This window comes from Sarcina sp. DSM 11001 (assembly GCF_900101015.1).
In the GTDB taxonomy this organism is placed as follows: Bacteria; Bacillota; Clostridia; order Lachnospirales; family Lachnospiraceae; genus CAG-791.
The window spans coordinates 133,024-146,858 of record NZ_FNFZ01000005.1 but is presented as its reverse complement, the minus strand read 5'-3'; the positions used below and the strand labels follow the sequence as shown (position 1 = coordinate 146,858).

At 51.7% G+C, this 13,835-nt stretch carries 11 protein-coding genes; 8 read left to right on the top strand and 3 right to left on the bottom strand.

All coding sequences use genetic code 11. From position 1 onward, the window contains the following. Positions 1-227: 227 nt before the first annotated feature. Together BLT02_RS03975 and BLT02_RS03970 are read right to left on the bottom strand one after the other, a co-directional pair. Entirely contained in the window at positions 228-662 is a 435-nt protein-coding gene (locus tag BLT02_RS03975; RefSeq protein WP_139187407.1) for a hypothetical protein, read from the bottom strand. A 95-nt stretch (positions 663-757) separates the two neighbouring features. Then, a complete protein-coding gene (locus tag BLT02_RS03970) occupies positions 758-1,192 on the bottom strand; it encodes a hypothetical protein (RefSeq protein WP_092991793.1) in 435 nt (144 codons plus the stop codon). 684 nt (positions 1,193-1,876) lie between these two features. Between BLT02_RS03970 and BLT02_RS03965 the strand changes: the two genes are divergently transcribed. Further along, on the top strand, positions 1,877-4,180 hold the full coding sequence (locus BLT02_RS03965; RefSeq protein ID WP_092991791.1) for a protein kinase domain-containing protein: 2,304 nt from the start codon (positions 1,877-1,879) through the stop codon (positions 4,178-4,180). A 598-nt stretch (positions 4,181-4,778) separates the two neighbouring features. Then, entirely contained in the window at positions 4,779-5,258 is a 480-nt protein-coding gene (locus BLT02_RS03955) for a GNAT family N-acetyltransferase (RefSeq protein ID WP_175453682.1), read from the top strand. Between the two features lie 44 nt (positions 5,259-5,302). Here the strand turns inward: BLT02_RS03955 and BLT02_RS17705 are convergent, their stop codons facing one another. Then, a complete protein-coding gene (locus tag BLT02_RS17705; protein WP_242869692.1) occupies positions 5,303-6,274 on the bottom strand; it encodes an MBL fold metallo-hydrolase in 972 nt (323 codons plus the stop codon). 469 nt (positions 6,275-6,743) lie between these two features. Between BLT02_RS17705 and BLT02_RS17070 the strand changes: the two genes are divergently transcribed. From BLT02_RS17070 to BLT02_RS03925, 6 genes are all read left to right on the top strand, one after another. Beyond that, entirely contained in the window at positions 6,744-6,911 is a 168-nt protein-coding gene (locus BLT02_RS17070; RefSeq protein ID WP_175453681.1) for a hypothetical protein, read from the top strand. A 197-nt stretch (positions 6,912-7,108) separates the two neighbouring features. Beyond that, positions 7,109-8,056 carry an aldo/keto reductase gene (locus BLT02_RS03945; protein ID WP_092991785.1) on the top strand — a complete coding sequence of 316 codons (948 nt, stop codon included), beginning with the start codon at positions 7,109-7,111 and terminating at the stop codon, positions 8,054-8,056. Positions 8,057-8,446: 390 nt separating this feature from the next. Then, complete coding sequence (locus BLT02_RS03940) at positions 8,447-10,747, top strand: hydratase (RefSeq protein ID WP_092991783.1); 2,301 nt, start codon at positions 8,447-8,449, stop codon at positions 10,745-10,747. A gap of 337 nt (positions 10,748-11,084) precedes the next feature. Then, entirely contained in the window at positions 11,085-11,984 is a 900-nt protein-coding gene (locus BLT02_RS03935) for a phosphatase PAP2 family protein (protein WP_175453680.1), read from the top strand. 105 nt (positions 11,985-12,089) lie between these two features. Then, entirely contained in the window at positions 12,090-12,791 is a 702-nt protein-coding gene (locus BLT02_RS03930) for an iron-sulfur cluster assembly scaffold protein (protein WP_092991779.1), read from the top strand. A gap of 17 nt (positions 12,792-12,808) precedes the next feature. Further along, complete coding sequence (locus tag BLT02_RS03925) at positions 12,809-13,828, top strand: GGGtGRT protein (RefSeq protein WP_092991777.1); 1,020 nt, start codon at positions 12,809-12,811, stop codon at positions 13,826-13,828. Positions 13,829-13,835: the final 7 nt, after the last annotated feature.

Below are 13,835 nucleotides of genomic sequence, written 5' to 3'. Positions count from 1 at the left end.
TTTTGCGCGCGTATCCCACGACTGAAGTCACAGGTCTTGCGCGATGAAGAATAATCCTGTTAATAAATCTGTTCAGACGAGTGCAGGAGAATACAAACCGGAAATAACAGGCAGGGAGACGATACCTGGTCGTATCGCTTCCCTGCCTGCTTTTTGTGCTCAAAATAAAAAGCCGGATAATTCGGTTATCTTCCGTCCATTCCATAAAAATTATCTTATTTATTCTCTTATTCCAGCGGTTCCTCCCCATACTTGAAAAGCAGCAGGTTGGTGTCATCTACGCCGGCTTTCTGATTGATCGCAACCGTGAGGATGATGTCGCGCCGTCTGCGGGGGTAGAGCATGGCGTTTCCACTCAGTTCCAGCGCCCGGGTCGTTTCTTTGAGCCCCAGGCCTGCGGCCAGGCACAGACGCAGAACTTTATCCCGCCCGGGATTACGCTTTCCCTTCATGACCTGATAATAATATGACCGCTCCAGACCGCTTTTCCGGATCATCTCTGCGCTGTCCATGTTGTACACGGCAGGAAGGGAACGGAAATATCCCGAAAAAGTCCGGAAGCTGTCCGAAACTTTGGGCATGTCCATATATTGTTCCATTTCCTGTGCCGAATCTATAGTAGAGAGGATCTCAGAAAGCTTCCCCGTGGTGGATTTGTCCATGGTCTTTGTCTCCGCAGTATTTTCCTGTGTCCGGAAATCAGCCAAATACCACTTTATTGTATATTATTTTCTCTTTCATATAAAGAGCCGCCGGTTTATTCCAGCGGCTTCACTCCGTATTTAAACAGCAGGAGGTTGGTGTCATCGACGTCCGCCATCTGGTTGACAGCGACGGTGAGAATGATATCGCGCCGGCTGCGGGGATAGAGCACGGCATTGCCGCTCAGCTCCAGCGCACGGGTCGTCTCCTTCAGGTTCAGTCCTGCGGCCAGGCACAGACGCAGAACTTTATCGCGTCCGGGCCGGCGGGTACCCTTCATTACCTGATAATAATATGACCGCTCAAGACCACTGCTGCGGATCAGATTTCTGCTGTCCATTTCCCTGACGGCTTCCAGGGACTGGAAATATTCCGGAAAGCTCTGCCAGCTGTTTACCACCTCAGGGAGCTCAAGATACTCTTCCATCTCTCTGGCAGAATCGATGTTTGAGAGAATTTTCGCAAGATTGCCGGTAGTAGATTCTTCCATGGGGTGCAGACCCTCCTTTCCGATTTTATTCTTTTTTATTCTTCATTTTTTTATTGATAGATGGCTGCGGGCGCTCACCCGCAAATGCAGATCAGTCTGATTTATATACAATTTACATTTAATTACATACCAGTCACATACAATTACAAACAAGTCAGAGCGGGGAACCCGGGATGATTCATGTATGGATTATTCTACATCGGCCAGGTGCTATTATAAACGATTTTTCCCTTTGAGCTGTGGGCTGTCAGCCCACCAAATAACAGGTTCCGGTCTATAAAATACTTTTATGAAAGGGAGGGGGGGTTATACCTTATACTGGGGATATTGTTGATATGGACTGGAGTGTAAATGATTATCCGTTACTGGTCACAACCTGACCAGGTTGTGACCATGTAACGGTGCGAATGCCCATTCCAAATCCCCTTCGGGGATGGGCATTCGCCGCTTAACTCGGGTTTTCACGCAAAAAACGCGTGAAAACACCTCGAGGCTTGCGCAGGTGTGACTTGTAACGATTATCCATCTGTCTCTGTGTGGTTTCCAATAGCGTTTTCAATAGTATAATAGAGAAAGTATATACAGAAAGGACGGAAAAGCAGACCGGAGAGACGATTCCTGTGCGGCTCTTTTAAGCAGGCAATCGAGGATTAGCTGCCGTGTAGAGCAGTATGGAGAAGCATTATGACGGAACTGGAAAAACTCTGCGAACAGGCACTATACGAGGAAATACAGGATCTGGGAGACGGGAAGGCTATCGTCAGGGATGTCCCGACCGGGCGGCTTTTTTTCAGAAAGGAACTCAGTGTTTATAATACACAGGTCTTCGCTTATTTAAAGGAGCATAAGAGCAGATATGTTCCGAGGATCGAGTCCTTCCGCGAGGAAGGGGAAAAGCTCATTGTGATCGAGGAGTTTATACAGGGCAGGACGCTTGATGATCTGCTGGGAGAGGAGGGCGGACCGCTTCCCTTTCAGGAGCGCGTCAGGATCCTGACTGAAATCTGCGACGGTCTGTCCTTTCTGCACAATGCCCGGCCGCCCATTATCCACCGGGATCTCAAGGCTTCCAATGTCATGCTGACGGAGGACGGTGTAGTCAAGATCATCGACTATGACGCCGCGAAGATCTATATCAGCGGGGAGAAAAAAGACACCGTCCTCATGGGGACCCACGGTGTCGCCGCGCCCGAGCAGTATGGATTTGCCGCCTCGGATGTGCGCACCGATATCTTTGCCCTGGGGAAACTAATCGAGAGGATGCTGCCGGAAAATGTGGATGCCGCCAGGATCGTGGCGAAAGCGACGCACATAGATCCCCAAAAACGCTTTGGCTCCGCGGCACAGATCCGGGAACAGATCGTCCGCATCCGGGAGCACGCTTCTTCTCTGGACACCCGCCTGGAAAAAATCATTCCCGGGTTTGATGCCGGCAAAAAGAGCCATCGTATCCTGGGACGAATGACGATTGCCGCTCTGTGTGCTTTGGTCCTTCTGGCAGCGGGATTTGCGGTCTGGCGCTTAGCTTTTTATCCCGGGCAGCGCCGGGAGGCCATGCGCGCGCAGATGGAAACACTGCAGAGCGGAGACGCCATCGAGGGCGGCACTGCGCAGTACCTGGGGCATTTTTTCGAGCAGTTTCCATATGAAAAAATGAGTGAAGAGGAGCAGTACTGGTTCTGCGACTCCATAGAGAAGGCTCTGGCAAAGGATTCGTCAGTCGTTTCGTCATCTGATCGGTCAGGCAATTTGTCAGCCGGTTCGTCATCTGATCCGTCGGCGGATTCATCATCCGATGAGAGCAGAGAGCAGATCGTGGAAGTCCTGGCGAATGGGATCGGCGATGAGCAGAAGGCTGAGACGATCATGGAGCTGGCCGAGGTGGAAAAACTGGTCAGAAGCGGAAAATATCAGGATGCTTTTGATAAACTGAGGCCCATCCGCGAATCAGGATCCCGGGAAGCAGAAGAGAAATGGGAGGATGTGAGCCGGCGATGCTTTAAGAGAGCAACTGAAGCGGAAGAACAATATAAGAAGTCTGATGGTAATGCGAATACGGAAAGATCCAGTGCAAAAAAAGCTCTGGAGCTTTATGAAATCCTTTTTTCAAACCTCATCTCAAACGGGGACGCAGATCTGAAACAGGATGCACTGGATTCTTATGACCGGGTTTTCGCTTCTCTGCTGGAAGAAGCCGATGCCGACAGCGAGGCTGAGAACTACACCGATGCGGAAAAGACATATATTTTGCTTCAGGAATGTCAGAAAACTGAAAAAAGCTCGCAGACGGACCTTGAAGACCGGATCCACAGGAACACCTATCGCGAAGCTGAAAAGGAACTCAGTCAGGAAAAATATATTGTGGCCGCGAAGCTCTTTGAGCGGCTGGAAGACTACAGCGATGCTCCCATGCGGCTGGCACAGTGCAGGTACCTGAATGCCGGGAGCAGGATGAAGGAGGGGAAATACAAGGAGGCGGCGGAACTCTATACCCTTTGTCCCGGTTACGAGGACTCGGACGACAAAGTCCTGGAGGCCAGGTTTAAGTACTGTCAGTCCGTCGCCGAGAAACCCGACGACGATGCTTATCTATTTATCCGGGAACTGCTGGAGGCCGGCTATCCGGGCGCGGAAGGTGTCCGGGATACGATGTACCAGTGGCGGGCGGAGATCAGGAATGAGTTGAATTATCTGATCGGCTCCCAGCAATCCACCCATATCCGCGTCTATCTATACGGGGGACCTCCGGAGGCCTCGACCCACATAAAGATTGTGACGACAGACAATGTCACCGGAGAAGAGGCATCCTGGCGTTCTCCCGAGACATGCTCCAGGGGCGGATGTGTTGACGCAACCTACAATGTCGATTCCTTTGATTACAGCATTTTTGAGCGGGAGCACACGCTCAATGCCTATTCCGATGACGGTAATCTGATCGGCACCTGGACCGGTATATTTACCAAAGACTTTTTTTCGGATGAGACATAAGGGGATCATTTTACTGGCGGTGCTGCTGATCATATGCAGTATGTCTGCCTGCGGAGGTGCAGGATCAGGCGGAGGTTCGAATGCCGCCGGTGATGCAAAGCAGGGAGCAGGATCAGCTGCGAAGAAGCACTAATATTTACGGAAGAACCCAAATTTACGGAAGAGACAAAGACTTCCCGGCGTACGCGGTCAGGCGTGCCCGGGAAGCCTTTTTTAACCCTTTTTCAGCGGGCTCTTTTGGCTTTTTGCCGGATATGGGGATACGGGAAACTGTTGGAAACGATACGTTTCGGTAGTAAAATAAAGACCTGATTAGAAAATGTCGTTTGCTCCGGCCTTTTATTCTTCATCGCGTAATACCGTGACTTCAGTCGTGGGATACGCGCACAAAAAGAGAAACTTGCTTCATCGTGGGTACAATCCCGCGATGAAGAATAAACGCTTACGAGTCTTGAACTCAAATGAGTGAGTGGAAACTCCGGAAAATGTAAACGAGGGATTTGTAACATAATGTCCGATTTAACCCGGTCAAGAAAGGCACAAAGTGAAAAAGCAGCTGTTTTCTGAAATTCCCTGTCTGGCGGGCAGCAGGCTCGTTTTGAAGGAAGTAACTCAGGCCGATCTGCCTGGCCTGCAGGAGCTGGTAAACAGTCCCCGGGTCTACCGGTATCTTCCGACCTTCCTGTTTGAACAAAAATATGCTGATCTCAGGTATGTCATTGATCATCTTTATGATGAGTGCTGGAAAGAATCCATCCTGCTGGGCGTGTTTATGGAGGAAGAATTCTGCGGGCTGGCGGAAATGTACGGATATCGTCCTCCCATCCATAAGATCAGTGTCGGCTACAGACTGCTGGAGCGGTTCTGGGGGAGGGGAATCGCCAGTGAAGCCCTGGGGATGATGATCGATTACCTCTATAACGATACCGACACAGAGATCATCACAGCCAGTACGATGGTCGAAAACAGGGCATCGGCCAACGTCCTCGTGAAAAACGGTTTTGACCTGGTCGTGCATGCGGTGGGGGAAGACTGGGGCTATGATGAGCCTACGGTCACGGACAAATGGATCAGATAGATCGGCCAGATCTTACTTATCATCAGCCAGATCGTCCTGATCGGTCATTCCACTGTGATTTCCTCTCCCGGCGCAAGAATGATGCGATTATCAGCCTCAAACTGCTCCGCGACATCCCGGTCAAAGTTGTATCCGTCGTTTTTCGCGGAGGTGTGGTAGGGGAGATTGTGCTTTGCGGAGACCATTTCCGCGCATTTTGAAGCCTCGGCGGCGTCCATATTATAGACACCGTCGCAGCAGAAAAAGGCGTAATCGATCTCTTTTTCCGCAAGGAGAGGCATTTGCTGAGTTGTGGAGGTGTCTCCTGTCACATAGACAGATCTTCCGTTGCTGAAGGTGAGGACATACCCCACGCAGGCTTTTACGTCGTGGTTCTGATTATAGCCGGCTTCCACAGCTTCCACCCTGACGTATCCCAGATCAAAACTCTGGTGTTCTCCACCCGCAAGCGCCTCATTCTGTGTGATGATCCGGCAGTCCTCACTCCGGCTCTGCACCAGATCGAGCCCGTTATGGTCATAATGTCCGTGGGTGACAAGGATCAGGTCTGCCGGCAGGTCATACCCGTCCCCGGAATAGGGATCGATATAGATCACTTTGCCTTCTCCCGTGACGATCCGCAGACTTCCCTGCCCCATATACAGGAGGGAGGGGGCAGCGGGAGCTTCCGCGGGCTCCTCCGCCGGCTCTGCAGAGACTGCTGTCGCTGCGGTTTCCGCCGGGTCTGTGTTTTCTTTTGGATCAGCTGTATCTGTATGTGCGTCGATATTTGCCTGCAGGCCTGCGTCTGCCTCTATGTCTGTATCTGACTGCGCTTCTAAAGCTTCCTGAACATCTTCGGGTTGAAATTCTGCTGGTTCCTGTTCAGGGGCCTGCGGGGAAACCTCAGCATCAGATTCTTCTGCTTTCGCAGCCGGGCTGCCGGCCCCTGCCTGCCCCGTATTTCCGCAGGCACTGACACAGAGACTCAATAAAAAAACAGCTGCTGCCAGGACAATAGTTTTGCACATCTTCATTCTAAAACCTCCCATTAAATCTCCCTTTTGAGATCCGGTTTACACATATTCCGGATATGTCGGTTCAAGTCCAGTATACTGTCTGCAGTCTGTTAAATAAAGGATTTAGCAGAAAAATGAATCCATTTCGCATTCTGATTGTTACAGTACAGACCGTCTTGAAACCCGAGAGGAGACAGGAGAGGAAGATCTGTAACTTCTGATTTCTCATTCTGAAAGGAAAGATTTCCATAGTGTTTGTTGACAGTTGATTGTATACTTAAGAGTACATCAAATTACGGGATGTTGTTGACGTTTTGACAGTTGTTGATGTTTCGAAAGTTTTTTTAACCGTGTCATCGCATAGAGGGCGTATCGTATTGTTTCATCAAACACAGCAGCACCTTAAGGCCGGGCAAAGAATGACACGTAATAAATGGTATGTAATAAATGACATGTAATAAATGAGCGAAAAACTGACGAGGTAATTATGGGCAAACTGGAAAAAGATGCGGCGAGAGAATTCTCGAAGCTTTCAAAAAAAGAACAGCAGCGGATCAATAAGCTGAAACGGATTCCTGTCCCCAGGCCTGCGCAGCTCCATGACAAAAAGGATGTTCCCAGGAAAAAGAAGTGGGACGAAAGCGGAGAGGAATAAAACAGACAGGACTGCAAGGCAGAGGAATAGAATGCAGAGAAATAGAATACAGGAGAATAAAACGCAGGGGAATAAAGCGTAAAAGAGTAAAGCGGGAAGGAATATAACCGAGAACGAATTAGCATAGAGGTATAAAGCAGAGAGGAATAATAAACGCACAGCCGGCAGATGATCGACCGGGGGAAGGAAGTATTATTATGAAAAATGTCATGCTGGGCGGCACAGGCCTCAGTGTATCTCCGATGACGCTGGGTACGTGGGGAATCGGCGGAGCAGGATGGGATGATTATCCGGATGATGTGAGGATGGATGCCATAGCAGCCGCTGTTGAGAGCGGGATCAACTTTATTGATACAGCGCCTGCCTATAATGCCGGGGAAGCGGAGCGGTTTATAGGAAAAACGCTGGAACAGACGGGAAACCGCGGGAAGGTCGTGATCGCGACAAAATGCGGCAACAGGTTTATCGACGGGAAATATGTGCGCAGCGGCAAACCGGAAAATATTTTTGCGGAATGCGAAGATTCTCTGAAAAACCTCCGCACGGACCACATTGATGTGATGCTGGTCCACTGGCCGGATCCGACTGTCCCTTTTTCGGAGACATTCGGTGCTCTGTCGCAGCTGAAAGCGGAAGGGAAGATCCGCCATGTCGGAGTTTCCAATTTTTCCAGGGAACAGATCATGGAGGCCCGTAAGACGATCGAGATCGAGGTTGTCCAGCTGCAGTATTCCATGTTCAACCGGGAAAATGAAGAGCTTCTCAAATGGGCCCACGGGGAAGGAATAGGCACGATGGCTTACGGCGCGCTCTGTGGCGGACTTTTGACGGGAAGATACAGGAAGGTGGAAACCTACGAACCGGCCGACAGCCGGAACCGCTTTTACGGAAGGTTTTTCCAGGAACCTTTTTTCTCAAAAGCCATGGAAATGCTGGATGCCATGCAGCCGATCGCCGACAGGCATGGCGCCGACCTCGCAGAGGTCGCGCTGAACTGGGCCAGGCAGAAGGAATTTGTCGACACTTGCATTGTAGGGGCGCAGAAGCGGTCCCGTGTGGAAGCAAACGTGAAGGGCTATGCATGGCAGCTGGCGGAAAGCGAATTGTCTGAACTGGAGACTGCCATGCAGAGGATACTCTGCTAGTGAGACGGCACACTAGCCCGGAGAGTTTGCGACCGTGGTGAGATTACTGTCTTAGTCCTGCTGCAGTTTCCGCGTAGCTTCAGCCGATGCGGTTTCGACACAGGAAAAGGTTGTGCAGAATAGTATTATGGTATACAATGTAAAAGATTGTGTGAGTCCCGGGAATTGTCGAACAATTTCCCGAGGGCTTTTCGACGCCCGCGTATTTTTTACGTTCATTTTAAAAGAGTTATTTAAAAGAGAATTTTAAACAGCATTTTTAAGAAGAGATATTATTAAGAGTTATTTTAAAAGAAGCGTTTAAAAAAGAAGCGTTTAAAATAGAGGCGTTAAAAAAGCGTTTAAAACGAGGCATAAGAAGAGACAGAATAACAGACAGGAGGAACATAAATGGTAAAGCTGTATGACGGCGGTGTGTATCTTGTAAACGGGCAGGAGATTGTCCCCGAAGCGGAGGCCGCAAAGGTTGAACAGATGACGGGGAAAAAGGTATGTCCTGAAGAGGCCGGAAAAGGGACGATCGCTTATTCTATTTTGAAAGCGCACAATACATCCAAAAGTATGAAACATCTCCGCATCCGGTTTGATTCCATGGCATCCCATGACATCACCTTCGTCGGGATCGTTCAGACCGCGCGGGCTTCAGGCATGGAGAAATTTCCCCTTCCCTATGTCCTGACCAACTGCCACAACTCTCTGTGCGCGGTCGGCGGCACGATCAATGAGGATGACCACATGTTTGGCCTGTCCGCCGCCAAAAAGTACGGCGGGATCTATGTGCCTCCTCACATCGCCGTTATCCACCAGTACATGCGGGAAGCCATGGCAGGCTGCGGAAAGATGATCCTGGGCTCTGATTCTCATACGCGCTATGGCGCTCTGGGCACTATGGCCATCGGAGAGGGCGGCGGCGAGCTCGGCAAGCAGCTTCTCGAGGACACCTATGATGTCGCCTATCCCGGTGTTATCGCGGTCTATCTGGATGGAAAGCCTGCTCCCTGTGTAGGCCCCCAGGATATCGCCCTGGCGATCATCGGAGCAGTTTTCAAAAACGGTTACGTCAAGAACAAGGTCATGGAATTTGTGGGCCCCGGCATCTCTACAATGACGACGGACTACCGCAACGGGATCGATGTCATGACGACAGAGACCACCTGCCTGTCTTCTGTCTGGAAGACCGACGGGGATACGAAAGAGTATCTGACTTCTCATGGAAGGCCGGAGGATTATAAAGAGCTTGATCCTGCGGATATTGCCTATTATGACGGATGCGTCTACGTGGATCTGTCTTCCATCAAACCCATGATCGCTCTGCCTTTCCACCCCAGTAATGTCTATACAATCGATGAGCTGAACGGGAACCTCGTCGACATCCTGCATGATGTCGAGACGGAAGCGGCTTTCATCGCCAGAGGACGCGCGAAATTCACGCTTATGGACAAGATCAGGGACGGTAAGCTCCATGTCCAGCAGGGTATCATCGCAGGCTGCGCCGGCGGAACCTATTCAAATATTGTCGAGGCAGCCAATATGCTCCGCGGTAAGAGCTGCGGAAACGGCGAGTTCTCGCTCGATGTCTATCCTTCCTCCCAGCCGGTCTTCATCGACCTGACCAGGAAGGGGTATATCGCGGACCTCATGACAGCGGGAGCTATCGTCAAGACCGCTTTCTGCGGTCCCTGCTTCGGCGCCGGCGACACCCCTATGCACAACGGCCTGTCTGTCCGCCATACAACAAGGAATTTCCCGAACCGCGAAGGCTCCAAGCCCGGCGAAGGCCAGATGGCGGCGGCAGCCCTCATGGACGCCAGGTCCATTGCGGCGACGGCGGCCAACGGAGGAATCCTCACTTCCGCGGCGGACTATGACGTCTGGGGCAATGTGCCCGCCCATGATTTTGACGACACGGTCTACAGGGCGCGCGTCTATCAGGGATTCGGGAAGGCACAGCCGGAAGTCAGCCTCTTTGACGGCCCCAACATCAAGCCCTGGCCGGAACTGGAGCCCCTGGCGGACAACATCCTGCTGAAGGTCTGCTCCAAGATCCTCGATGAAGTGACGACCACTGACGAACTCATCCCCTCCGGTGAAACATCCTCCTTCCGCTCCAACCCCCTGGGCCTGGCGGAGTTCACCCTCTCCCGGCGCGACCCCGAATATGTCTGGCGGTCCAAGGAAGTCGACCGGACAGAGCGGTTCCGTGTTTCCGGCGGTAATGCGGCCGAAAAGGATCCTGCCCTGGCAGAGGTCTACAAGGTCATCAGCACGATTCCCGGCTCCGAAGGCGTTGATGTGCAGGAGATCGAGATCGGATCCATGGTCTATGCCAACAAGCCCGGCGACGGCAGCGCCCGCGAACAGGCGGCCTCCTGCCAGCGCGTCATCGGCGGCCTGGCCAACATCACTCAGGAATATGCCACTAAACGCTACCGCTCCAACGTCATGAACTGGGGCATGGTTCCCTTCCATCTCAAAGGCGCACCGGATGCCTTCGAGGTCGGCGACTATATTTATATCCCCGGCATCAGGAAAGCCCTGGACGGCGCCCTCTCCGATATCAGAGCCTATGTCATCAAGGAAGGAAAAGCCACGGAGATCGGCCTCTATATCCACGACATGACTGAAAACGAGCGCGAGATCGTCAAGGCAGGGTGCCTCATCAACTTTAACCGCAACCGGAAAAATGCCTGAGAGACAAGGTCGGGTCAGGACCCGGAAGATTTGATGCGGAACCGGAATTGATGCTTATCAGACCTCCGGCAGGAGATTTTTAACCCTGCCGGAGGTCTTATTCTCTTCACCGCGCAATACCTTTGACCTCAAGTCGGGGGATAAGCGCGCCAGAAGGGGAACCTGCTTCATCGGGGTACGGCTTCATCGGGGGTACGGCTTCATCGAAGATACGATCCCGCGATGAAATAATAAAATGATGAAATAATAAAATGAGGAAGGTTTTTCGATGGACATTCAATATTTACTATTTCTACAGAACTTTCGGAACAGTATTCATGATGCGTGGACCCCGTTCATGGAGTGGGTATCTTCATTTGCCACCAATTATCTGATCCTGTTTGCAATCTTTTATTATTGGTACAAGGATAAGAAAGGCGGCCTCTATACTCTGGTGTCCTATTCTATTTGTATGGTCGTGACACCGCTCATCAAACTGACGGCCTGTGTTTACCGGCCATGGATCAGGGACAGCCGGATCTTACCGGCCGGAAACTCGATCACCACGGCGACGGGATATTCATTTCCCAGCGGTCATACGACAACAGCCGGTCCCCTGGCCGGCGGAATGGCTGTCAACTTATGGAAGACGAATCGAACCAGGTGGCTTTCCGTTCTCTTTGTCCTTTTCATTCCGTTGACCGCTTTTTCCAGAAACTATCTTGGCGTGCACACGCCGCAGGATGTCTGTGTGGCTCTTCTGATCACCATATTGAGCCTGTTCTTGACTGCAAAACTTTTTGCATGGCTGGAGGTGAATCCGGAAAAAGAAAACCTTCTCCTTTTGGGTGGTTTTATCTTCTGCTGCTTATCGCTTTTGTATATCACGGTCAAGCCTTATCCCATGACCTTGAACGCGGAGGGGAAGCTGCTCGTGGATCCTCAGAAGATGATGAATGACGGATATGGCGATATAGGGAAAATGATGGGATTTATCATTGCCCGCTTTGTGGAAAAAACCTGGATCCGGTTCAAGTCCCTGCGGAAGGGGTGGGCTGGTATCCTGATCTGCCTGATCGGCCTGATCCCGGTGGTATTGATGAAAGACCACTTCAGACCTGTCCTGGTTTCCGCATTCGGATCCCATTGGGGAAAATTGTTTTTCTCCATAATCTATGCATTTTACTACATTGCATTTTTCCCGATGATCCTGAAACTGATCGGCAGGTATTCGGGAAAAGAAGATGCACAGGCCTAAAGCGAAGGGGAGCTGATTGACAAAAACATTGCAAGCACCGGCTTCATGTGGTAAAGTGGAAGTTGGTAAATAGTACTAATTTAAATACAGGAGGATAAGTGTCATATGCAATTCACAAAAGAAGTGGAAGACATGATTTGCGTCGCCAAAGGCCCGAATCATGGTCCTGCTCCGATTCCTGAGGAAGGAAAATGGGTACAGGCTAAGGAGATCAAGGATATCTCCGGTTATACGCATGGGATTGGCTGGTGTGCCCCGCAGCAAGGCACTTGCAAGCTGAGCCTCAACGTCAAGGACGGTGTCATCCAGGAAGCTCTGGTGGAAACGATCGGATGTTCCGGCATGACCCATTCCGCAGCAATGGCCAGTGAGATCCTGCCGGGCAAGACTATTCTGGAAGCCCTGAACACTGACCTGGTCTGCGACGCTATCAATACGGCTATGCGCGAACTGTTCCTGCAGATCGTCTACGGCCGCACACAGTCTGCGTTCTCGGATGACGGCCTGCGTGTCGGTGCCGGTCTTGAAGACCTTGGTAAGGGACTTCGTTCCATGGTCGGAACAATGTATGGTACGCTTCAGAAGGGTACCCGTTATCTGGAGATGACCGAAGGATATGTTCTTCAGATGGCTCTTGACAAAGATGATCAGGTCTGCGGCTATAAATTCCTGAGCCTCGGCAAGATGATGGATGCGATCAGGAACGGTACAGACCCCAAAGAGGCCTATGAAAAGAACGTCGGCACATATGGTCGTTTCACAGCAGAAGAAGGCGCGGTCAAGTGGATCGATCCGCGCAAAGAATAAGAAGGAGGTGCAGCAACATGGCTTTGTTTGAAAACTATGAAGGACGTATGCCTCAGCTGCAGCCCGTTCTTGACAAGTACGGCTTCAAGAGCTTTGAGGATGTGAAGGCTTATACAAATGGCAAGGGCGTGGATGCGTACAGCATCGTTGAGAGCACACAGCCTATCTGCTTCGAGAATGTCAAATGGGCATATGAGCTCGGTGCAGCGATCGCCATGAAAGAGAATGCAAAGACTGCTGCGGAAGCAGCCAGGTGGATCGGCGTAGGCCTGCAGGCTTTCTGCATTCCCGGTTCCGTCGCTGACCAGCGTCAGGTCGGTATCGGCCACGGCAACCTGGGCGCCATGCTGCTCGATGAGGAGACCGAGTGCTTCGCTTTCCTCGCGGGCCACGAGTCCTTTGCGGCTGCTGAGGGCGCGATCAAGATCGCTCTCAATGCCAACAAGGTCCGCCAGAAACCCCTCCGCGTCATCCTGAACGGACTGGGCAAGGACGCCGCAATGATCATCAGCCGCATCAACGGCTTCACCTATGTACAGACCAAATATGACTATCTGTCCGCAGATGTCAAGGAAGACCATGCCCTGACGATCGTCAGCAAGACCCCTTATTCCGACGGCGAGCGCGCCAAGGTCAATTGCTACGGCGCAGACGACGTCCGCGAAGGCGTTGCGATCATGTGGCATGAGGGCGCGGACGTTTCCATCACCGGAAACTCCACCAACCCTACCCGTTTCCAGCACCCTGTTGCAGGAACCTATAAGAAAGAGCGCTGGGAAGCCGGCAAGAAGTACTTCTCCGTGGCTTCCGGCGGCGGCACCGGCCGTACCCTCCATCCCGACAACATGGCGGCAGGTCCTGCTTCCTACGGCATGACCGATACTCTTGGCCGTATGCACTCCGACGCGCAGTTCGCAGGTTCCTCCTCCGTTCCCGCGCACGTCGAGATGATGGGCTTCCTGGGCGCAGGCAACAACCCCATGGTCGGTATGACCGTGGCAGTCGCTGTTGCTGTAAACCAGGCAATGGGGAAATAATAAGATA